The organism is Burkholderia pseudomultivorans, from assembly GCF_001718415.1.
In the GTDB taxonomy this organism is placed as follows: Bacteria; Pseudomonadota; Gammaproteobacteria; order Burkholderiales; family Burkholderiaceae; genus Burkholderia; species Burkholderia pseudomultivorans_A.
In genome coordinates, this window is record NZ_CP013378.1 from 2,459,900 (window position 1) to 2,481,173 (window position 21,274).

Annotated in this window: 20 protein-coding genes and 1 pseudogene; 16 read left to right on the top strand and 5 right to left on the bottom strand. The window is 68.1% G+C overall.

Annotated elements, in window-relative coordinates:
• Window positions 1–58 precede the first annotated feature (58 nt).
• Complete coding sequence (ccsB, locus tag WS57_RS23700; RefSeq protein ID WP_236871917.1) at window positions 59–1,273, top strand: c-type cytochrome biogenesis protein CcsB; 1,215 nt, start codon at window positions 59–61, stop codon at window positions 1,271–1,273.
• Window positions 1,274–1,409: 136 nt separating this feature from the next.
• A complete protein-coding gene (locus WS57_RS23705; RefSeq protein WP_009688799.1) occupies window positions 1,410–1,919 on the top strand; it encodes a hypothetical protein in 510 nt (169 codons plus the stop codon).
• 104 nt (window positions 1,920–2,023) lie between these two features.
• Here WS57_RS23705 and WS57_RS23710 read toward each other — a convergent pair whose 3' ends face one another.
• Complete coding sequence (locus WS57_RS23710) at window positions 2,024–2,635, bottom strand: lytic transglycosylase domain-containing protein (protein WP_155640344.1); 612 nt, start codon at window positions 2,633–2,635, stop codon at window positions 2,024–2,026.
• 528 nt (window positions 2,636–3,163) lie between these two features.
• On the opposite strand from WS57_RS23710, the gene WS57_RS23715 reads away from it, so the two are divergent.
• Window positions 3,164–3,943 (top strand): response regulator, encoded by a 780-nt coding sequence (locus WS57_RS23715; protein ID WP_059482607.1) that lies wholly within the window; start codon window positions 3,164–3,166, stop codon window positions 3,941–3,943.
• 12 nt (window positions 3,944–3,955) lie between these two features.
• Here the strand turns inward: WS57_RS23715 and WS57_RS23720 are convergent, their stop codons facing one another.
• Window positions 3,956–5,206: an ATP-binding protein gene (locus WS57_RS23720; RefSeq protein ID WP_311000240.1), complete on the bottom strand. Its 1,251-nt coding sequence runs from the start codon at window positions 5,204–5,206 to the stop codon at window positions 3,956–3,958.
• A gap of 633 nt (window positions 5,207–5,839) precedes the next feature.
• On the opposite strand from WS57_RS23720, the pseudogene WS57_RS36155 reads away from it, so the two are divergent.
• From WS57_RS36155 to WS57_RS23785, 13 genes and pseudogenes are all read left to right on the top strand, one after another.
• A pseudogene (locus WS57_RS36155) lies at window positions 5,840–6,358 on the top strand (SCO family protein); the annotation flags it as partial.
• 30 nt (window positions 6,359–6,388) lie between these two features.
• Window positions 6,389–7,063, top strand: coding sequence for a response regulator (locus WS57_RS23730; protein ID WP_009691172.1), 675 nt, complete (start codon window positions 6,389–6,391; stop codon window positions 7,061–7,063).
• Between the two features lie 249 nt (window positions 7,064–7,312).
• Window positions 7,313–7,696 (top strand): type II secretion system major pseudopilin GspG, encoded by a 384-nt coding sequence (gspG, locus tag WS57_RS23735; RefSeq protein ID WP_228545602.1) that lies wholly within the window; start codon window positions 7,313–7,315, stop codon window positions 7,694–7,696.
• A gap of 48 nt (window positions 7,697–7,744) precedes the next feature.
• The gene (locus WS57_RS23740) at window positions 7,745–8,947 is read left to right on the top strand and encodes a type II secretion system F family protein (RefSeq protein WP_059482580.1); all 1,203 of its coding nucleotides are present in this window, start codon (window positions 7,745–7,747) and stop codon (window positions 8,945–8,947) included.
• Window positions 8,948–8,965: 18 nt separating this feature from the next.
• Window positions 8,966–10,684, top strand: coding sequence for a GspE/PulE family protein (locus WS57_RS23745; protein WP_155774338.1), 1,719 nt, complete (start codon window positions 8,966–8,968; stop codon window positions 10,682–10,684).
• Window positions 10,665–11,531: a hypothetical protein gene (locus tag WS57_RS23750; protein ID WP_009693331.1), complete on the top strand. Its 867-nt coding sequence runs from the start codon at window positions 10,665–10,667 to the stop codon at window positions 11,529–11,531. The genes WS57_RS23745 and WS57_RS23750 overlap by 20 nt, the downstream gene beginning before the upstream one ends.
• The gene (locus WS57_RS23755; protein ID WP_059482579.1) at window positions 11,528–12,058 is read left to right on the top strand and encodes a hypothetical protein; all 531 of its coding nucleotides are present in this window, start codon (window positions 11,528–11,530) and stop codon (window positions 12,056–12,058) included. Before WS57_RS23750 ends, WS57_RS23755 begins: the two co-directional genes overlap by 4 nt.
• A complete protein-coding gene (locus WS57_RS23760; RefSeq protein WP_009693328.1) occupies window positions 12,055–12,621 on the top strand; it encodes a hypothetical protein in 567 nt (188 codons plus the stop codon). The genes WS57_RS23755 and WS57_RS23760 overlap by 4 nt, the downstream gene beginning before the upstream one ends.
• Window positions 12,618–13,229, top strand: a complete 612-nt coding sequence (locus WS57_RS23765; RefSeq protein WP_059482577.1) for a hypothetical protein — start codon at window positions 12,618–12,620, stop codon at window positions 13,227–13,229. Before WS57_RS23760 ends, WS57_RS23765 begins: the two co-directional genes overlap by 4 nt.
• Window positions 13,230–13,325: 96 nt before the next feature.
• Complete coding sequence (locus WS57_RS23770; protein ID WP_236871918.1) at window positions 13,326–15,527, top strand: type IV pilus secretin PilQ; 2,202 nt, start codon at window positions 13,326–13,328, stop codon at window positions 15,525–15,527.
• A gap of 3 nt (window positions 15,528–15,530) precedes the next feature.
• Entirely contained in the window at window positions 15,531–16,064 is a 534-nt protein-coding gene (locus tag WS57_RS23775; protein WP_069244913.1) for a type II secretion system protein, read from the top strand.
• Window positions 16,065–16,073: 9 nt separating this feature from the next.
• Window positions 16,074–16,496, top strand: coding sequence for a type IV pilin protein (locus tag WS57_RS23780; RefSeq protein WP_059601872.1), 423 nt, complete (start codon window positions 16,074–16,076; stop codon window positions 16,494–16,496).
• Window positions 16,493–17,098 carry a type II secretion system protein gene (locus WS57_RS23785; protein WP_081337660.1) on the top strand — a complete coding sequence of 202 codons (606 nt, stop codon included), beginning with the start codon at window positions 16,493–16,495 and terminating at the stop codon, window positions 17,096–17,098. The genes WS57_RS23780 and WS57_RS23785 overlap by 4 nt, the downstream gene beginning before the upstream one ends.
• Before the next feature lie 131 nt (window positions 17,099–17,229).
• On the opposite strand, the gene WS57_RS23790 is transcribed toward WS57_RS23785, so the two are convergent.
• The 3 genes from WS57_RS23790 to WS57_RS23800 all read right to left on the bottom strand — a co-directional run bounded on the left by WS57_RS23790 (window position 17,230) and on the right by WS57_RS23800 (window position 21,158).
• On the bottom strand, window positions 17,230–19,194 hold the full coding sequence (locus WS57_RS23790) for a PhoX family protein (RefSeq protein ID WP_069244914.1): 1,965 nt from the start codon (window positions 19,192–19,194) through the stop codon (window positions 17,230–17,232).
• 172 nt (window positions 19,195–19,366) lie between these two features.
• Window positions 19,367–20,560 carry an ammonium transporter gene (locus tag WS57_RS23795; RefSeq protein ID WP_009694874.1) on the bottom strand — a complete coding sequence of 398 codons (1,194 nt, stop codon included), beginning with the start codon at window positions 20,558–20,560 and terminating at the stop codon, window positions 19,367–19,369.
• Window positions 20,561–20,813: 253 nt separating this feature from the next.
• Entirely contained in the window at window positions 20,814–21,158 is a 345-nt protein-coding gene (locus WS57_RS23800; protein ID WP_059514394.1) for a hypothetical protein, read from the bottom strand.
• Window positions 21,159–21,274 lie beyond the last annotated feature (116 nt).

Consider the following 21,274-nt stretch of genomic DNA (forward strand, 5'->3'; position numbering starts at 1 on the left):
TCTCCCCCGGGGCGGGGCGCCGCTTTTTGTTCGAGAGGCGGGGTCGTTCCCGAGCACCATGAAAACCATCCGAATCACGCGCAGCGGCACCGCGCCAGTCGCGAGCCTGCCGTACCGGGACCGCCGCAGGGCGCGCGTCGACGTGCATGGCACGCGCTTTTCATTCGTTGAGCGTCTGTCTGTCATCGACTGGCTGTTCGCACTGGCGCTCGTGGCGGGCGCGGGCTATGCGTTCGAGCACAACGGCGCGCACATGGATTACTACGACACGGCCGTGCTGGTCGGCGCCGTGCCGGCGCTGATCGCGCTCGGCTGGCGCTGGAAGCCCGCGCGGCTGCTGATGGCGTCGATCGCGGTGCTGGCGCTGCTGGCGATCCGGATCTACCAGGGCGATCTCGCACGCGCCGATTCGGCGTTCTTCCTCAAGTATTTCCTGTCGAGCCAGTCGGCGATCCTGTGGATGAGCGCGCTGTTCGTGCTCGCGACGCTGTTCTACTGGATCGGCCTGCTCGCGCGTTCGGCATCGGGATCGGCGATCGGCCAGAAGCTCACCTGGGTCGCGGTGCTGATGGGCTTTACCGGGCTGATGGTGCGCTGGTACGAGTCCTACCTGATCGGCGCGGACGTCGGGCATATCCCGGTGTCGAACCTGTACGAAGTGTTCGTGCTGTTCAGCCTGATCACCGCGCTGCTCTATCTGTATTACGAAGGGCATTACGGCACGCGCACGCTCGGCGCGTTCGTGCTGTTGGTGATCAGCGCGGCGGTCGGCTTCCTGATGTGGTACTCGGTCGCGCGCGATGCGCAGCAGATCCAGCCGCTCGTGCCGGCGCTGCAGAGCTGGTGGATGAAGATCCACGTGCCGGCGAACTTTATCGGCTATGGCAGCTTCGCGCTGTCGGCGATGGTGTCGGTCGCGTACCTGATGAAGGAGCGCGGCGTGCTCGCCGACCGCCTGCCGACGCTCGACGTGCTCGACGACGTGATGTACAAGTCGATTGCGGTCGGTTTCGCGTTCTTCACGATCGCGACGATCCTCGGCGCGCTGTGGGCGGCCGAAGCGTGGGGCGGCTACTGGAGCTGGGACCCGAAGGAAACCTGGGCGCTGATCGTGTGGCTCAACTACGCGGCGTGGCTGCACATGCGGCTGATGAAGGGGCTGCGCGGCACGGTCGCCGCGTGGTGGGCGCTCACCGGCCTGCTGGTGACGACCTTCGCGTTCCTCGGCGTCAACCTGTTCCTGTCGGGGCTGCACAGCTACGGGCAGCTCTGAAACACGCGCGGCGCCGTCTACCGTATTTCACCCATGCAGTTCGGCGGGCATTACCACTACACGCTGGATGCGTACCGAACCAGAATGTATCAAGGGGTGTTTCGCCGCATTGCGCGGCGATGTAGGAGGAGCTGCCATGAGACGGGTCTATTTTCTGTTGCCGACGACGCAGTGCGCGCAATCGATCGTCGGCGAGTTGCTGTCGCTGCGAATCGAGTGGCGACATATCCATTGCCTCGCCAATCACGACGTGATGAGCGACGGTTTGCCGGGGGCCACGCTCGTGCAACGCAGCGACCTGCTGCCGTCGCTGGCGCGCGGCACCGCGGTCGGCTTCGGCACCGGCATGCTGCTCGGGCTGCTCCTGCTGGTGTTTCCGCCCGACGGCTTGCCGATCGGCGGCGGCATCGTCGTGGCGATCACGTTGTTCGGCGCCGCCTTCGGCGCATGGGTGTCGACGATGATCGGCGTCGACGTGCCGAGCACGCGCCTGAAGCGCTTCGAGGACGGTATCGAGCACGGCGAACTGTTGATGATGATCGACGTTCCGACCGACCGCGTTCACGAGATCGAAGACGCGATCAAGCTTCACCATACGGAGGCGCATCTGCAGGGCGAAGATCCGACCATCCCGGCCTTTCCTTGAGCGTCCGTCCCGCCGTCGGCCGGCGCGATGCCGGCCGACGTGCGCGGCCGCACGCCGTCGTTCGCTGCCGCCGGGCAGCAGATCGTTCGTCGGCCGCCTGCGTGTCAGCTCGCGGCGAGCAGCCGCTTGTAGCGCGCGAGCACGCGCGGCACGTACTCGCGCGTCTGCGGGAACGACGGGATGCGATAGCCGGCCCGAATCACGGCGTTCTCGCCGGCGTTGTACGCGGCGAGCGTGAGCTCGACGTTTTCCTTGAACAGGTCGAGCAGGAAGCGCAGATACCGCGCGCCGGTCAGCACGTTGTCGCGCGGATCGAACATGTCGCCGCCCGAGAAGCGCCGCGCCGTTTCCGGCATCAGTTGCATGAGCCCGAGCGCGCCTTTGTCCGAGACCGCCTTCGGGTTGTATCCCGATTCGACGTCGATCACCGCGCGAAGGAGTTCGGGCGGCACATTGAACGCCTGGCTCGCCTCGGCGATCACGTCCGCGAACGACGCCGCGACCGCCGATTTCGGCGCGGCGTGCTTCGCTGCCGATGCGGCCGGCGCGGCCGCGACGATCACTTTCAGATTGGCCGTGCCGGGCTCGTTGGTCAGGACGATCGCGCCATTGCTCGCCACCGTGCCGAAGATCTGCGCGTGCGCAGCGCACGAGCCCAATCCCGCGCATACGGCAACGAGCGCTATTCCCAGTCCGGATGAAGGGCGGCGATGCATTTTTCTGGCCTCCTGCATCTGCATTGTCGTGGCCGGTTCATCGGCTCGGCAATGGGGCGACCTCCTACACTTCGATACCGGAACAGACGCCCCGCGACGGCGCTGCAAAACTGTTACACAAGTAATCGTCGGTAGTGAGCGGTAACAGGGCCAAGTTGACGATTCTTACGCGCAGCAGTTGGTTTCTGCTCGATTCGACCGTCGTGGTGGAATGAATCGTTTCGCGTGCGGCCGAAACGATTGGATAGTCCCGCCATCCGTAGTCTTACTGATGCGACGCACAACGCCGAATCGATTCAACTCTGAAACGTTCCTGCGATGCCGCGGCGGTTCCGCGTGCGCACCTCTGGCGCGAGGGGCGCGCGCCGCACGGTGGCGCGATCCTTGCTCGCGACAGAGGCGTGGCCTGTCGCTCGCGAGACGTGGCCGCCAGACCGGATAGCGGAACGCAGCAAAAGAACGTCCGGCGTCGTGCAAACGAGGCGTCGAGATCCGACGTGGTGTAAGCGCGGAAAAATGGGGAAAGCCGTGAATACGAAATATCGCGTGTTGATTGCAGAGGATCACGATCTGCTGAGAAACGGGCTACGGTCGATGCTCTCCGCACAAGGCGATTACGAAGTCGTCGGTGAAGCGCGGGACGGCAAGGAAGCGTGCCACCTGGCCATGACGCTCGCGCCGGACCTGATCCTGATGGATCTGTCGATGCGCGGGATGAACGGCATTGATGCGAGTGCGACGATCAAGCGGCGAACGCCGACCATCCGGATCGTCGTGCTGACCGTGCACCAGAACGAGGAGTACGTGCGCGAGGCGCTGCGTGCAGGCGTCGACGGCTACGTGCTCAAGGACGTGTCGTTCGACGAATTGCTGCTCGCGATGCGCATGGTCATGCAGGGAAAGCGGCACCTGAGCGCGGAGGTGTACGGCTACATGGTCGACTCGTTCGTGACCGGCCGCGAAGCGCCCGCACCCAGGAAGGCGTGGGACGTCCTGACCGCGCGCGAACGCAGCGTGCTGAAGCTGATCGCGGAAGGGCGCACGAACCGGCAGGTCGGCCAGTACCTGAACCTGAGCCCGAAGACGATCGAGAAGTATCGGGCGAGCATGATGCACAAGCTCCATCTCGCGAACCTGACGGAGCTGGTGCTCGTCGCGATGAACATGGGTCTGTTGACCACGCTCGCGGCGAAATGCGCGGAGCCGGAGCTGGCAGACGTGCCGGCGCACCCCGTCATCGACAGCATGCAGACGCCCGACGCGGTCGCGCCGCTGGACGACTATCCCGCCGGCGGCGCGAAGCGCTGAGCGCGGCCCGCATCAGAGCGGCCAGGTTGCCGAGACGCGCGTGCCCGTCGTCGCGGACGACCGGATCGCGAACGTGCCGCCATGCGACTCGATGCGGTGCTGCATGCCGATCAGCCCGAGCCCCGCTGCGCGCCCGTCGTCCGTCGCGAGCGTATGGCGCTCGTAGCCGACGCCATTGTCGTCGATCGTCAGCAGCAGCCCACCCGCATCGCGGTGCAGGCCGAGCACGATCTCGGTGGCCTGCGCATGTTTGACGACGTTGTGCAGCGCCTCCTGCGCAACCCGGAACATGTCCGCCTTCAGGTGCTCGGGAATGGCGTCGTCGTCGACGTCGCAATCGAACTCGACCGCCAGCTGGCCCGCGTCGCGCTCGATGCGGCGGCACAGCGCCGCGAGCGCGGCCGGCAGGCCGAGGCGGTCGAGCATCGGCGGCTTCAGTTCGCCGCAGATCTGGCGCACCTCGCCGATCGTCTCGCGAATCCGCAGCACGGCGACGTCGAGCAGATTCGTCGCCTCGGCGATCTCGCCGCGACGAAGCCGCATCAGCGCGTCCTCGTTCATCAGCTTGATCAGCGTCAGCGCCTGGCCGAGCCCGTCGTGCAGCTCCGCGGCGAGCCGATGCCGTTCCTTCTGCTGGCCCATCAGCACATACGTGTGGCACGCATGCACGCCCGCATCGTTGGCCGCGTCGCCGCGCCGTGCGGGCTCGGGCGTCGGCGTTTCTTCGAACAGCGTCAGCGACAGCGACGTGCCGGGCAGCACCTGCTGATGTATGACGAATGGCGCGGGATGGCCGCTGCGTCCGCTGAGCATCGCCGTGAACGAATGATGCTGAAGCGCGGCGCTCGCGGACAGTTCGTTCGCCAGCCCGACGTGGGCGTCCTCGGGCGCCAGCTCGGACAGATGCCGGCCCACGAGTTCGGCGGTCGTATATCCGAATAGCGCCGCGGCGCTGCGATTGACCGATACGAAGACGCCGTCGTCGGCGAGAATGGCGAGCGCCGCACCACGTGCATCGGTGACGACGGGGGTGCGGCGATCGTCGTGACGAAGCGCGCTGCGCAGCTTGCGCATCGCGTCGATCAGATCGAGCAGCCTGACCCGTGGCCCTTCGGGCTGGCGTTCAGTCATGGTGGCTCCCGAGGCGCACTCATCAGGAAAACGTAAGGTTTCGACCATTCTAGGCCGTGACCGCCACGGGCCGCAACATGGGGATTGCGCGCGTTCGTCATAGGTAAAGGCCCGCCGCACGTACCGGGGCATCGCGCCGAGCGGGCATGTCCTACCGGCCTTTGGGGGGCGTCATCCCATGACGCTCGCGAGCAAATTCATGACACTGCATGGGCGGGGCACGGAATTGTCCGCTGCCTGACTCGTGTCATGGAGGCTGGTATGAAGAGGATCGCCAGATCGACGATGGGGGCGTTGGTGGTCGCGGGCGCCGCGCTTGCGGCGGCGCCGGCATGGTGTGCGTCCGATGGCGGCGCGATGGAGAACGCCGGCGGTGCGGCAGCCGAAAGTGCGGCGGCGAACGCGAACGTCAGCGAGAACGCCGCGCCGGATGCCATCGACAGCCTGATGGGAAAGGACATGCAGAACGGTGTCGAACATCCTGTCGGAAACGCGGCGGAGAGCGCCGACGGAAGCGCTGCCGACAACGCGGCGATGCCCGCGGGCGAGCACACGATGGACCATGCGATGGGACATGCGATGGAGCCGGCGACCGACTCCGCCGCGCAGCCCGCTGCGGCCCCCGCGACGGCGCCGGTTGCGGCGCCGCCCGCGGCGCCCGCAGCCGACGCCCCGGCCCAGCCCGCACCGGCAGCGCCCGCCGGCAACGCGGTCGACAAGGCCGCCGCGCCCATGACCGAGGGTGCGATGCAGGCCCCCGGCATGCACATGCATCACGCGGTGATGCCGGGCACCGTGCACACGATGGTCGACTATGCGGCACCGACGGTGCAGCTCGTGCGCGACGACGGTCGGACCGTCTCGCTGAGCCGCGAGCTCGACGACGGCCGGCCGGTGATCCTGACGTTCATCTACACCAGCTGCACGACCATCTGCCCGATGATCAGCCAGACGCTCGAGCAATTGCAGGGCGAACTCGGCGCCGACCGCGACAAGGTCCACATCATGTCGATCTCGATCGATCCGGAGGCGGACACGCCCGAGCGGCTCAGGACCTACGCGGCACGCTTCGGCGCGGGCCCCGAATGGCAGCACTACACCGGAACCGTCGATGCGAGCGTGGCCGCGCAGCGCGCGTTCAACGTGTATCGCGGCGACAAGATGAACCATACGCCGGTGACGTTCGTGCGGGCCGCGCCGGGCCGGCCGTGGCTGCGGATCGACGGCTTCGCGACGCCCACCGAGCTGCTCGCGGCCTATCGCGACGTCGTCGCGTCCAACTAGACGCCGCGTTTCTGCGGGGGAGCGTCGAAATTGGACACCAAGCATCGTGTGCTGATCGTCGAGGACCAGCATCTGTTGCGCGTCGGCCTGAGCCATCTGGTTTCCGAGCTGGCCGACTACTGCATCGTCGGCGCGGCGAGCGGCGGGGTCGAGGCGTGCGCTCTGGCCGAGAAGACCCGGCCCGACCTGATCCTGATGGATCTGTCCATGCCGGGCGGCAGCGGCTTCGAGGCGATCGCGACGATCAAGCGCAACGTGCCGCATGTGCGGATCATCGTCCTCACGGTTCATCGCAGCGAAGACGACGTGAGCGACGCGTTCGCCGCCGGTGCAGACGGCTACGTGGTCAAGGACTCGCCGTTCGCCGACCTGGTGCGCGAAATGCGCTTCGTGATGCAGGGCAAGTGCGTGGTCAGCCTCGACGCGTATCGCGCCCGCGCCGGCCTGCACGGGCTGCGCGACGAGCACGCGCACAAGGCGCGCCTGTGGCGCGCGCTGACCAGCCGCGAGCGCACGGTGTTGCGTCTCGTCGTCGAAGGGCACACGAGCCGGCAGGTCGGCGAGTGCCTGAAGGTCAGTCCCAAAACGGTCGACAAGCACCGCGCCAACCTGATGCGCAAGCTCGGCATCGCCAACCTGACCGGCCTCGTTCACTTCGCGATCGACATCGGCGTGCTCGCGCTGAACGACGACGACCGTGTGTAAATCCCCCCATCGACGTATGACCCAACTGGGGGGGATTTACCCATGGGGATGCACGGCACTCCCTACTTCTGGCGCGTACCGGCGTGATCAAGAATGCAATCAACGGCATCGGCAGCGCTGACGCCGCGGGTCGATACAGGGAGGTAAGCCGTGAGCCATCAATCGTTCTCGATACCGGCCGGCGGGCCGGGCGGGCGGCAGCGTGACGAACGAAGCGGGTGTCGCGCGTGCGCAAGCCGCGGCTTCACGTTGCTCGAGCTGCTCGTCGTGATGGTCATCATCGGCTTGCTGGCCGGGCTCGTCGCGCCACGGTATTTCGAACAGGTCGGCAAGTCGAACGTGAAGATCGCGCGTGCGCAGATCGTGTCGCTCGGCCAGGCGCTCGATCAATACCGGCTCGACGTCGGTTCGTATCCGACCACCGAGGAGGGGCTCGACGCGCTCGTGAACAAGCCGCAAAGCGCATCGCGGTGGAGCGGCCCCTACCTGCAGAAGGCCGTCCCGGTGGATCCGTGGGATCGGCCCTATCAGTATCGTTCCCCGGGCGAACACGGCGACTACGACCTGTTTTCGCTCGGCAAGGACGGGCGCGGCGGCGGGTCCGGCGAGAACGCGACGATCTCGTCGTGGTAGAGGCGCGGTCGCGGCGCACGGCGTGAGCGGACCGCAAGGAGAGTCGACGTGAAATTCGTGCTGCGGGTATTCGATACGAGCGGGTCGGTGCAGACGCTGCGGATCGACAGCGATTCGCCGGCGAACGCCGCCTCGCTCGCGCGTGCGCGCGGCCTGCGCGTCGTGTCGGTCAGCGCGGACGCCGCGCGGCAGCGGCGCGGCGCGAAGCGGCTCGGGATGCCGCGGGCGCGCTTCGACGTCGACATGTTCGCGCGCGAGCTCGCAGCGCTGCTCGATGCGGGCGTCGGCCTCGTCGACGCGTTGCGCACGCTCGGCGGCAACACACGGCGCGAAGCGTCCGCGCAGGTGTATCACGACCTGCTGCGGCATCTCGAGGAAGGGCAGTCGCTGTCGATGGCGCTGGAGCATGCGAGCCCGATCTTTCCGCCGGTGCTGGTGGCGTGCGTGAAGGCGAGCGAGCAGACCGGCGGACTGGCCGACAGCCTCACGCGCTATTCGGTCAACAGCGCGACGCTGCGCGAGCTGCGCGCACGGGTCGTGTCGGCGGCGATCTACCCGACGGTGCTGCTGTTCGTCGGCGCGGCCGTGGTGCTGTTCCTGCTCGGCTTCGTGGTGCCGCGGTTCGCGACGCTGCTCGAACACAGCGGGCGCGAACTGCCGCTGATGTCGCGGCTGCTGATGGCGTGGGGCAGCATGGTGCACGCGCACGGCGCCGGGCTGGCGGGCGGCCTGGCCGTGCTGGCGGTGGCCGCGGGCGTCGCGCTGCGGCGGCCGGCGCTGCGGATCTGGCTCGCCGACCGCCTGCTGGCGCTGCCCGGCATCGGGCAACACTTCCGCGTGTTTCGCCAGTCGCAGTTCTATCGCACGACCGCGATGCTGGTCGACGGCGGCATTCCCGCCATTCGCGCGTTCGACCTCGCGCGCGGCCTCGTCGGCCGCGCGGACCAGGCCGCGCTTGCAGCCGCGCTGCAGCAGATCCGCAACGGTGCGAAGGTGTCCGATGCGTTCCAGCAGGCCGGCCTCGCGAACGCGATCGGCTATCGCCTGCTGACGGTGGCCGAGAAGACCGGCGGGCTCGGGCCCGTCCTCGACCGGATCGCCGCGTTCCAGGAAGCGCAGGTGTCGCGCACGATCGACCTGATTTCACGACTGATCGAACCCGCGATGATGATCGTGATCGGCGTGGTGATCGGCGGAATCGTCGTGCTGATGTACATGCCGATCTTCGAGATCGCGTCGAGCATTCAGTAGACCGGCCTGGAGACGCGCGTGGACACCGTCACTGCTCCCCTCGATCCCGATTCCGACGCGGATGCCGGCCTGCGCGACCTGCTTCGCACGCTCGGCGAACGGCACGGCTCCGGTATTCGCGCACTCGAGGCGTTGACGGCGCACACGGGGCTGGGCGCGGACGAACTGCGCGAGCGGCTCGCCGCGCAGTTCCGGATGAAGCCGATCGGCATGCGCGAGCTGAACCGGCTGGAGCCGGATTTCGAACGCGTGCCGTTCGTCGAGGCGACGGCGCGCCTCTGCGTATGCCTGCGCGATCCCGACAGCGGCGCGCTGCTGTTCGCGATCGCCGATCCGCTCGATGCGCGCACGCGCGGCTGGGTCGAACACCGCATGCGCGCGCACCCGGCGCTGCCGTACGGATGGGCGCTCGCGAGCGCGGGCGACCTGAGCGCCTATCTCGCGGTGCGCGAGAAGGACATCCGCGCCATGGATTCGCTCGCGTTCGACGATCCGGTCCAGTGCGCGCCCGATCCGGCCTCGCTCGCATTGACGCTGCAGGGCATCAGCAGCGACGACAGCCCGGTGGTGCGGCTGCTCAACTCGACGATCTACGATGCGCTCAAGATGCTGGCGAGCGACATCCACCTCGAATGCAGGGCGAGCGGCCTGATCATCAAGTGCCGCGTCGACGGCGTGCTGGCGGTGGTGGGGCGCGTGGACGGGCGCGACGTCGCGGACCAGGTGCTGTCGCGCGTGAAGGTGATCTCCGAGCTCGATATCGCGGAGCGCCGCATCCCGCAGGACGGCCGCTTCAAGGCGATGTACGCGGGACGCGAAATCGATTTTCGCGTGTCGATCATGCCGAATCAGTTCGGCGAGGATGCAGTGCTGCGGATTCTCGACCGCTATCAGTTGTCCCAGGCATCGGGCGGCCTGACGCTCGAGGCGCTGGGCTTCCAGCCTGCCGATACGCGCTTCATGCGGTCGATCGCGTCGATGCCGTACGGCATGCTGCTCGTCACGGGGCCCACCGGCAGCGGCAAGACCACGACGCTTTACGCGATCCTCACCGAAATCAACAACGGCCTCGAGAAGATCGTGACGATCGAGGATCCGGTCGAGTACCAGCTGGGCGAGATCCTGCAGATTCCGGTCAACGAGGCGAAGGGCCTGACGTTCGCGCGCGGCCTGCGCTCGATCCTGCGGCACGACCCGGACAAGATCATGGTCGGCGAGATCCGCGACCCCGAAACCGCGCAGATCGCCGTGCAGGCCGCGCTGACCGGCCACCAGGTGTTCACCACCGTGCATGCGAACAACGTGTTCGACGTGATCGGCCGGTTCACGAACATGGAGGTCGATCCGTACAGCTTCGTATCGGCGCTGAACGGCGTCATCGCGCAGCGGCTGCTGCGCCAGTGCTGCCCCGACTGTCTCGACGAGGACGCGGTGGATGCGGATGCGCTGGTCCGCTCGGGCATCGATCCCGATACGGCCGGCAGCTACCTGTTTCGCCGCGGGACCGGCTGCGCGATGTGCCGCGGCACCGGCTATCGCGGCCGGCGGGCGATCGCGGAGGCGCTGCGCATGAACGACGAACTGCGGCAGCTGCTGTCCGAGCGCGCGCCGCTCGGACACATCAAGGCCGCGGCGCTGCGCTACGGGATGGCGACGTTGCGGGCGTCGGCGATCGAGCTGGTGAGGCGCGGCGAAACGACGCTCGAGGAGATCAATCGTGTCACCATGGTCGAATGAACGTCTGGCGGTCGGCGTCGGCACGCGCGAAATCGTCGTCGGCATCCGTGCGCGCGCACTGTGGCGGCGGGGCCGGCGCGGGTTCGTCGCCGAGCCGCACGGCGTCGTCATTCCCGACGAACAGTTCGGCAGCGAGACGGGGCTGCTCGATGCGCTGCACGCCGCGCTGGCTGCAGCGCGCGGCGCCGACGTCGATGCGACGCGGGCTTCGGCGCGCGGCGCGCACGTCGTGCTCGACGACTTCTGGTGTTGCCACGCGATCCTGCGCGGCGACTTCCGCGCGCTGCACGCACGCGAGCTCGAGGAAATCGCGCTCGCGCATTTCTCCGACACATACGGCGTCGCCGCCGAGTCGCTGGTTGCGCGCTTCGACGTGCTGCATGGCGGCCGCGCGCTCTTCGCCAGTGCGTTGCCGCGCACGCTCCACGACGGCATTCTCGGCGCGGGCGCGTCCGGCGACGTGCGGATTCGCGGCCTGCGCGCGGCGCTTCCCGAGACGCTCAACCGGTTCGCGGCAAAGCCGGACGGCGACGCGATGCTGCTCGTGGTCGGCGAGGCGCTGCTGCAGGCGGTCATGGTCGAGCGCGGCGAGTGGGCCGCATACGACGCGCAGCGCCTGTTCCCGGGCGAGTCCGGCGACGCGTCGCGGCTCGCCGAGCTCGCCGAGCAGCTGTTCGAGCGCTCGGCGATGCGCACCGGCCTGAAGCGCGACACCTGCAAGGTTTATCTGTCCGGCGCCGACGTCGATGCCGGGCCGTTCGACGCGCGGTTCGCCGCCGCCGTCGTGCCGGGCCGCGCGGCGCTCGACGGTTCAGCCGCGCGCCGGTTGCTGGAGTACGCACCATGATCCGCGCGCTCGACATCGATTTTTGCCGGCGCCGCGCGCGCATCGGCACGGGCGGCGCGATCCTGCTCGGCGTCGCCGCGTTGCTGTGGGGCGCGTGCGCGGTCCGGCTCTGGTACGCGTACGCGGAAAACGACCGCGTCAAGGAGCGCGTCGCGGTCGTCCAGCATCACGTGTTCGCGCAGCAGCACGTCGCGAAGCCGCCGCCGAGCGCGGCCACCCGGCTCGCGGAAAAGCAGAGCCAGGCCGTCCTGCGCGAACTGACCGTGCCGTGGCAGACGCTCTTCTCGATCGTCGAGGACTATCCGGGCCACGACGTCGCGCTGATCGGCATCGACCAGAACCCGGCGCAGGGCCAGATTCGCATCACGGCCGAAGCGAAGGACCCGGACGCGATGATCGCGTACCTGAAGTACCTGCAGACGAGCGTCGTGCTGCGCGAGGCGACGCTCAACGGGCATCTCGTCGAGGAGAACGTGGCGGGCAGGCCGGTGCGTTTCCAGATCACGGCCGTCTGGAGGAAATCATGAACACCGATCGCTTCGCGGACCGCCTGCTCACGCTTCGCTTCGCGTGGCGGCGCGCCTTCGGCCTGCCGGGGCTCGCCGGGCTGCTGATGCTCGGCGCCGCAGGCATCACCTGCGCGGCGATCGCGGGCGTCGATTCGGACACGCGCGCGATGCTTGCGCCGTCCGGCGTGGTGCTTGCCGCCCACGGCCACCGTCCTGTCGAGGCGAGCGGCACGGCGGCGGATGCGATCGCGCTCGACACGCTGCCGGCGCTCTTTCCGCGTGCATCGCAGAGCGCGGACGACATCGCCTCGATCTTCGAGCAGGCGCGCGACAGCCATTTGACGCTGGGATCTGCCGAGTACCAGATGACGACCGAGTCGGGCGGGCGCTTCGAGCGCTACCAGGTGCTGCTGCCCGTGAAGGATCAGTACGGCGCGATCCGGCATTTTCTCGCATCGGTGCTGAACCATGTGCCGAACGCGGCGCTGCAGGAAATCCACGTCGAGCGCCCGGCAGTGGGCAGCAGCATTCTCGACGCACGGGTGCGTTTCGAACTCGTCTATCGGAGCGCCCAGCCATGATCTCCGCCCTCGTGAAACCCGCTTCGCGCACGTGGCTCGCGCTCGTGCTGGGTTGCCTGGTCGTCGCCGGTGCCGGATATCGCGTGCTGGTGGCGGCGATGCAGCAGCCGGCGCCGGCTGCTGCGCCCGGCATCGTGCATCGTGCCGGTGCGCGCGCGGCGTCCGCGCCGGCACGCGCGCACGTCGCGTCGGCATCGCAGGCGGCGTCGGCGGCGCCCGCGTCGTTGCCGCCGGCGCACGACACGCCGCCGACACCGCGGGAACGGCTCGCGGCCTTGCGCGCGCCCGTGTCGCTCGACGCGGCGCACGATCCCTTCACCGCGTCGTCGTGGCTGCCGCCGCCGCCCGTCGTGCCGCCGCCGCCCGAGACGCGGCCGGCGCCGCCGACCGCGCCGCCGGTGCCGTTCGTCTATCTCGGCCAGCAGGATCCCAAGGCGGCGAAGCCGCAGGTGTTTCTCGGCAACGGCGATCAGTTGCTGATCGTCTCGCCGGGCGACGTGATCGGCAGTCAGTATCGCGTCGAGTCGGTGACCGAGTCGAACGTGGTGCTCACCTATCTGCCGCTGAACCAGCTCCAGATGGTGCCCATTCCAGTAGAAGGAAAGTAAATGGACACGCTACGTATACGGAATGCGCGCCGCACCGGGGATGGCGGCCGGGCGACACGCCGTTGTTCCGCCGCCTCGCCCGACGCACGACCGGTATTGCCGCACCGCTGCGCGACCAGGCGCGCGCTGGCGATCGCCGCGGCGCTGCTCGCATGCGGCGGCTGTGCGCATGTGCCGAACCTTCGGGACGACCCCACCAACGCCCAGGTGAAGATCGACGCATTGCACGAGCGCAACGACGCGGTCGACCAGCTGCTCGACAACGCGGACACGTTTCGCCAGCAAAACGAGTTCGACGATGCGGCGCGTTCGGTCTACATGGCGAAGCAGCTCGATCCGACCAGCGAGCGCGCACGCCGGATCGGCGCGATGATCGACCAGGACCGCAAGCATCTCGCGATCCTGCAGGAAGCCGATCGCATGATGAAGCGCGGTTCGTACGCGCAGGCGGCCGAGCGCGTGCATCGCGTGCTGGTCGAGGATCCGGCCAACGCGATGGCGGCGCGGATGCAGGCGGAACTCGACGAAAAGCGCCGCCAGCAACACGCGGAGCGCGACGACAAGCTCGCGTCGTCGTCGATCATGCGCACACCGGTGTCGCTGCAGTTCCGCGACGCGAACGTGCGGATGGTGTTCGAGGCGTTGTCGCGCACCTCCGGGCTGAACGTCATTTTCGATCGCGACGTGCGCGCCGACCTGAAGACGACGATCTTCGTGCAGAACGCGTCGCTGCAGGACACGGTCGACATGATCCTGTTGCAGAACCAGCTCGACAAGAAGCAGATGAACGCGAATACGCTGTTCATCTACCCGGCGACGCCCGCCAAGGAGCTCGAGTACCAGGAGCTCAAGGTGCGCACGTTCCAGTTGTCGAACGTCGATGCGAAGCAGGTCCAGTCGCTGCTGAAGAGCCTGTTGAAGGTGAAGGAGGCCGTGATCGACGAGCACGCGAACACGGTGACGATCCGCGGCACGCCGGACATGATCAAGGTGGCCGAGGAGATGATCGCCGCGCAGGACCTGCCGGAGCCGGAGGTGATGCTCGAGGTCGAGGTGCTGGAGGTGTCGCACGACCGGATGTCGCAGCTCGGCATCAACTGGCCGAACTCGTTTACGGTGTCGACGCCCAGCTCGGCCGATACCTGGGGCGTGCTGCACCACCTGCCCATCAACGCGCTGAACGTCAGCGGCCTGTCGGCCACCGCGGACTTCAAGCTCACCGACACCGACGCGAACCTGCTGGCGAGCCCGCGCATCCGCGCGCGCAACAAGGAGAAGGCGCGCATCATGATCGGCGACAAGGTGCCGGTGATTTCGAGCTCGAGCACGCCGAGCACCAGCGGCCCGTCGTTTACGCAGATGATCCAGTACCTCGACGTGGGCATCAAGCTCGAGGTCGAGCCGCAGGTCTATCGCGACGGCGACGTCGGCATCAAGCTGAATCTCGAAGTCAGCAACATCACCAACACGATCTCGAGCGGCAACTCGCAGGGACTCAGCTCGCTCGCCTACCAGATCGGGACGCGCAGTGCGTCGACCAGCCTGCGGCTGCGGGACGGCGAGACGCAGATCATGGGCGGCCTGATTTCGGACGAGGACCGCCGCAACGCGAACAAGGTGCCGGGTCTCGGGCAGCTGCCGGTGCTCGGCCGGCTGTTCTCCGATCACGGCGGCGATCACAAGAAGACCGAGATCGTGCTGCAGATCACGCCGCATATCGTCCGGCCGCAAGTGGCGGCCGATGCGGACACGCAGGAAGTGTGGTCGGGCACCGACGTCAACGTGCACGCCGACGAGCTGCGGCTCGATCCGGTGATGCCGAGCGCGGAGGCCGCGCCTGCGGCGCCGGAGGCGAAGGTCGTGCCGGGCAGCGTGGGCGGCGGGACCACGGGCGGCGCGGCGCCGTCGCCGCTGGAAGCGGCGGCGAGCCGTGCGCAGCCGTCGCCGACGAGCGGCGCGTTCGGGCAGCTGCCGGCCGCGCCGCGCACGACGCCGCCGCCCGAACCGTACGGCGGGCGGTTCGCGCGGCCTCAGCCGGCGTTGCCCGCGCCGGCCGGCGGGGCCGCCGCGGCGGAACAGCCGGCGGGCGGCGCGGCGCAGCCGGCCGCACCGACAGGCAATGAAGTCGCGCCTGCGCCGGGCACCGTCGTGACGCCGGTTGCCTCGCCTGCGCCGGCCGAGCAGGCGGCTGCGGCGGCCAATGCACCGGCGGCCGCGCCGGCGGCGCCGCCGCCGACGCTGCAGATGCCCGCGGGCGACATACCGAGCGAAAACCCGCTTCGCCCGGTCGGGAAGTGAGCCGTGGCCGCGCGCAACGCAGCGATTCGCGTCGGCCGCAGCGGCCTGCGCGGCTTCACGTTGATCGAGATGGTCATCACGCTCGCGCTCGTGGCGATCCTCGCGCTCGCGATCATGCCGTTCTCCGAACTGGTCGTGCAGCGGCAGAAGGAGCAGGAGTTGGGCGCCGCGTTGCGCGAGATCCGCACGGCGCTCGACGCGTACAAGGAGGCGAGCGACGAGGGCAAGATCGAGAAGGAGGCCGAATCGTCCGGCTATCCGCCGACGCTGACCGTGCTCGTGACGGGCGTGAAAAACGCCCGCGATCCGAAAGGCGGCCTCGTGATGTTCCTGCGCCGCGTGCCGCGCGATCCGTTCTTCACCGGCGACCCCGATACGCCGGACGAGGACACCTGGGACGTGCGCGCATACGGCACGCCGCCCGATCCGGCGGCCGACGGCCCGCCCGGCGGCTTCGAGCCCGGCAAGGACGTGTTCGACGTGACGTCGAAATCGGCCCGTATCGGCCTCAACGGCATTCCGTACAAACAGTGGTGACGGTTCATCATGAAACCCGCTCGCATCCGCCGGATCCGCGGCTTTACGCTGATCGAAATCGTGGTCGTGATGGCCATCATCGGACTGCTTCTGACGTTGGCCGTGCCGCGCTACATGCACAGTATCGAGCGCGGCAAGGAACAGGTGAGGCGGCAGAACCTCGCGGTGATGCGCAATGCGATCGACCAGTATTACGGCGACAACGGGCAGTATCCCGAGACGCTCGACGAACTGGTCGCGAAGCACTATTTGCGCGCGGTGCCGGTCGATCCGGTGAACGGCGACGACAAATGGGCGACGCTCGCATCGCCGGACGAGACCAAGCCCGGCGTGTACGACGTCGGGCCCGCGAGCGGCGTGCAGGGCGTGCCGCCGGGGAGCGGGGCGGCGGCCGCGCCGGGAGCGTCGGGAGCGTCGGGAGCGTCGAAATGAGCCGGTCCGGACGCGGCGTCGCGCGCGCGTCGCGTGCCCGTCGCCGCGGGCGGCAGCGCGGGCTCGTGCTGCTTGCGCTGCTGATCGCGCTGATGCTGATGTCGATCGCGCTGGCCGGCGCGCTGGACGTCTGGTCGCTGCAGCGGCGCCGCGAGCAGGAGCGGCAGCTGCTGTTCGCCGGCGACCAGTACCGCAAGGCCATCGTCGGCTATTACCGGCTCGCGCGCGCGTACCCGCAAACGGTCGACGATCTGCTGGAAGACACGCGCTTCGCGAAACCCATGCACCACCTGCGCCGCGCATATCCCGATCCGGTCAGCGGCAAGAACGACTGGTCGTTCCTGTGGCGGGCCGACCGCTTCTACGGCGTGTACAGCAGTTCGGAGGGCGCAACCATCAAGCGCGCGGGATTTCCGGATCGATACATGGACTTCGAGGGCGCCGAGACCTATCGGCAATGGAAGTTCCTGTATCTCGCACCCGGGTTGTCCGCGCCGGCCAGTGATGCGGCGGCTGCACCGGCGATGCCGGCCAGCGCGCCGAGCCTGTCCGGTTTTCCGGGCGGCGCGCTGCCCGGACAGCGCCCGGGCGGCCTGTATTGACGCGGCGGCAATCCGAAAAAAAAAGCGCGACGCCCGCCACGGGCGTCGCGCATCAAACGGCGTGGAGCGCCGACGAATGAAGCGTGATGAAGAAAGCGTGACAGGGCCGCGCGGCCCCGTGGTGCCGCGGGTCAGGCCTTCGCGAGCTTGATGCCGGTCGGCTCGGCGGTCAGGTAGCCGACGCTCGCGCCGAAGCGGTCCTTGAAGTTCGCGCGCACGAGCGGATCGAGCGCCGGCTTGACCTTGTCGTGCAGCGGCGATTCCCAGTCGCCCGCGTGCTGGAAGTTGCTCATGATGTAGGTCCAGCCGTTGATCTCGTCGACCGCGTGCAGGCCCGTCGATTCGGCGCCGGCGGGGCACGACAGCACGCGCGACAGCGTCTTCGTGTCGACGTGGTACGCCCACAGGAAGTTGTTCACGTGCATCCCCGAGTCCTCGCCGATGAACAGCGTGCGCAGCTTTTCGGAGAACTTCAGGTTGTCGGGGTTTGCGATCTTGTCGGCGTTTGCAAGGTTGCCGAGCGCGTCGGCCGACGCGAGGTCCTCGCCGACCAGCGCGGCCGGCGCGCTCATGTCGACCGGCACCCATTCGCTGTCGATCGCGGCGCCCGACGTGTCGCGCTGACCACCCTTCAGGTTCAGCGCATAGACGGCGCCCGCGGCGATCTTCTTGTCCAGCGCGACGTCGCGCGACGCCGCATTGCCCTTGACCATCGACGTCTCGATCCGCGACATCGCCGTGTAGACGATCTTGTCCTTCGCGTTCACGGTCGTGCCTTCGAGCTTCGTGAAGGCCATGCTGCCGCCGATCAGCGCCGCGTAGCGGTGCGTCTCGAGGAACGCGGCGGCCTTTTCCATGCCGGGCTTCACGCGGATCCAGTTGAACTTGCCGCCGAAATGGATCTTCGTGTAGCTCGCATCGTTCGGGTCGGTCGTCGCGAGGTCCATGATGTCCGACGCCTTCAGCGTGTTCGCGAGCGCCTCGATCTCGCTGCTGGTCGCGTGGCCGATCTTCAGCCACGTGAGCGTCGCGCTGCCGGCGCCGGCCGACGAGGTCTGCGTCCACTTCGCGACGTACAGCGTGCCGGCCGACAGGTCGGCCGCCTTGTCGGCGACGAACATGAACAGGCCGCCGTTGGTCGCGTCGTCGCCCATCATCACGGTGCGCTGGTCCGGCATCACCTGGATCAGCTCGTGCGAGATGCGGCCGAGGCAGTAGTGCTTCTTCACGGTGCCGGTGCCGTCCGGGTTCACCGTGATCTCGGGCAGGTGGCCGTAGTGGTAGGGGTTCGCCCGGGTCTCGTCGCCGAAGGTGTTCTTGCTGAAGGCCTTGAACTGCGCGTCGGTCGCGGCCTTGGTCGCGTCCGGCTCGTATTCCTCGCTCGACAGGTGCGTGCCCCACGGCGACAGGCTCGCGCCGCAGGTGATCCACAGCCCGTGCGCCTTCGACGTGTCGACGTTGTGATACTTGACGAGCTTCAGCGCGCCGCTGGCCGGATCCTGGTCGAGCGTCAGCACCGCGATCGGCGACGGCAGCTGGCCGTACTGCGACGCGCTCGCCTGGTCGCGCGTCGTGTATTCGAACTGCACGACCGCGAACACCGTGTTGCCCTTCACGCCGGGCACGTTCGCGTTCTTCAGCGTGAGCAGCGAGCTGCCGTCCGGGCAGTCGGAGTAGAACTGGCGTTCCTTGCCGGCGACCGAGCGGTCGATGATCGGCTGGTTGTTGATGTCGTAGTAGCCGCCCGCGAGGATCGTGCCGCCCTTGCCGTCGGGCACCTGGTCGCCGGTCACGAAGAACGGCCGGTACGCGAGCTTGAAGTTGCGCGACGAGCCGTCCGAGAACGACACCGACAGCGTCGAGCCGACCGTCGTCGTGGCCATTGCCGCCGGATTGTCGAGCGTGGGGGCGGCCATCGTCGAGAACGCCGCCGCGGTGTACGCGGCGGCGACCGGCGTCGGCGTCGCCGCGGGATCGTCGTCGCCGCCGCAACCCGTCAGCAGGGCCGGCAGCGCGAGGCCGGAAAGGGGAAGCATGGGCGCGCCGGCGAGGATCTTCAGGGCCTGACGACGGGAAGCATTGGGCAACGCGGGCATGTGGAGTCCAGTTTCGGTGGTTGGAAGAATGGCCTGCGCGACACCGGCGAACGGAAAGTGTCGCGAAGGCAATTTGAAAACTGGACGGAAGTGTAGGGACGCTCGATGAAAGTTTTTTGAATTGAAAACGTAATGTGACGTCGGGCGTCCGTCAGGCGTTCGAATCAGGCGCTCAATCGCGCTCGGGCGTCGCGGAAATGCGGTGGATCGACAGGTCGGCGCCGTCGAACTCGGCCTCGCGGTCGAGGCGCAGGCCGACGGTCGCCTTCAGCGCGCCGTAGACCAGCGCGCCGCCCGCCGTGGCGATCGCGATGCCGCCGAGGGTGCCGATCAGCTGCGACAGGAAGGCGACGCCGCCGAGGCCGCCGAGCGCGGGCAGCCCGAACACGCCGGCCGCGAGGCCGCCGAGCGCGCCGCACATGCCGTGCAGCGGCCATACGCCGAGCACGTCGTCGATGCGCCACTTGTTCTGCACGCAGGTGAACATCGCGACGAACACGGCGCCGGCCATCGCGCCCGTGACGAGCGCCCCGATCGGGTGCATCACGTCCGAGCCCGCGCAGACCGCGACGAGGCCCGCGAGCGGGCCGTTGTACGTGAAGCCCGGATCGTTGCGGCCCGCGAGCCACGCGGCGAGCGTGCCGCCGACCATCGCCATCAGCGAGTTCACCGCGACGAGGCCGCTGATCTTGTCGAGCGTCTGCGCGCTCATCACGTTGAAGCCGAACCAGCCGACCGCGAGCACCCACGCGCCGAGCGCGAGGAACGGGATGTTCGACGGCGGGTGCGCGGCGATGCGGCCGTCCTTCGCATAGCGGCCGTGGCGCGCGCCGAGCAGCAGCACGGCCGGCAGCGCGACCCAGCCGCCGAACGCGTGCACGACGACCGAGCCCGCGAAATCGTGGAACGGCGCACCGAATGCGTGGGCGAGCCATGCCTGCACGCCGAAGCGGTTGTTCCACGCGATCCCTTCGAAGAACGGGTAGATGAAGCCGACGATGATCAGCGTCGCGACGAGCTGCGGATTGAATTTCGCGCGCTCGGCGATGCCGCCCGACACGATCGCGGGAATCGCGGCCGCGAAGGTCAGCAGGAAGAAGAACCGCACGAGCGCATAGCCGCTGTGCTGCGACAGCGTGCCGATGTCATCGAAGAATTCGACGCCGTACGCGATCGTGTAGCCGATGAAGAAATACGCGAGCGTCGACACCGAGAAGTCGACGAGGATCTTCACGAGCGCGTTGACCTGGTTCTTCTTGCGGACCGTGCCGAGCTCGAGAAATGCGAAGCCCGCGTGCATCGCGAGCACCATGACGGCGCCGATCAACAGGAACAGTGTGTCGACGCCGGATTTCAGACCATCCATGCCGTGGCTTCCTTGCTCAAAAAACGGGCAAGGAATGCAAGTATCGAGCCAACTTGGGGAGCGTTTGCGTGGAATTGGTGCGGATGGCCGTGCGATGCGGCACGCCGGTCGGTCGCGTGCGACATCGCGGCGACGGGGATGGGGCGGCGCAGTGCGAACGATGCACGCGCATGGTGCGACGCGTGCGGAACTGGTGCGTGTGTCGTGCCGCGTGATGCGAGGTGGTGCGCAGGCAATGCGCGATCGCGGTGCGTCAGCGACGGGGACGGCCGGCAAACAGCGCACGCGGCCGGCACAGCCGCAGCGCGCATGCCGACCAGTAGGCGGCGACGGTCGCCAGCCCGAGCGCGGCGAACGCAAGGGCTGCGAAGCCTGCCGCCGACTGTCCGTCGCCTTCGGGGCCGAGGATGCCGCGCGCGACGATCAGCGCGGCCGTCCAGAAGCCGATCACGGCTTGCGTCAGCAGCCGCGCGGCCGTGACGCGGCGCGGGCGGCCCGACGCCGACAGGCGGCGCGCGGCCGGCGGGCGCAGGCACAGGAACAGCGTGGCGGCCAGCAACGCGGCCAGTGAGATAAACCAATCGATGAGAAAAGCCATGGAGAAGCGGGTGCGGAGCATCAGGTTGAAGCGTGCCCACTTTACTGGCGGCGCACCCACGAATAAATCAGACAAGTTCGAAATTGAAAGCCGGTTTTAAGCGTGGATCGCATAGG

Coding starts and splice junctions, on each gene's coding strand:
- WS57_RS23800 (WP_059514394.1), bottom strand. CDS start 21,158: ATGGCTTTTCTCATCGATTGGTTTATCTCACTGGCCGCGTTGCTGGCC.
- WS57_RS23755 (WP_059482579.1), top strand. CDS start 11,528: ATGATCCGCGCGCTCGACATCGATTTTTGCCGGCGCCGCGCGCGCATC.
- WS57_RS23710 (WP_155640344.1), bottom strand. CDS start 2,635: ATGCATCGCCGCCCTTCATCCGGACTGGGAATAGCGCTCGTTGCCGTA.
- WS57_RS23785 (WP_081337660.1), top strand. CDS start 16,493: ATGAGCCGGTCCGGACGCGGCGTCGCGCGCGCGTCGCGTGCCCGTCGC.
- WS57_RS23760 (WP_009693328.1), top strand. CDS start 12,055: ATGAACACCGATCGCTTCGCGGACCGCCTGCTCACGCTTCGCTTCGCG.
- WS57_RS23705 (WP_009688799.1), top strand. CDS start 1,410: ATGAGACGGGTCTATTTTCTGTTGCCGACGACGCAGTGCGCGCAATCG.
- WS57_RS23765 (WP_059482577.1), top strand. CDS start 12,618: ATGATCTCCGCCCTCGTGAAACCCGCTTCGCGCACGTGGCTCGCGCTC.
- ccsB (WP_236871917.1), top strand. CDS start 59: ATGAAAACCATCCGAATCACGCGCAGCGGCACCGCGCCAGTCGCGAGC.
- WS57_RS23720 (WP_311000240.1), bottom strand. CDS start 5,206: ATGCCCCGGTACGTGCGGCGGGCCTTTACCTATGACGAACGCGCGCAA.
- WS57_RS23780 (WP_059601872.1), top strand. CDS start 16,074: ATGAAACCCGCTCGCATCCGCCGGATCCGCGGCTTTACGCTGATCGAA.
- WS57_RS23795 (WP_009694874.1), bottom strand. CDS start 20,560: ATGGATGGTCTGAAATCCGGCGTCGACACACTGTTCCTGTTGATCGGC.
- WS57_RS23790 (WP_069244914.1), bottom strand. CDS start 19,194: ATGCCCGCGTTGCCCAATGCTTCCCGTCGTCAGGCCCTGAAGATCCTC.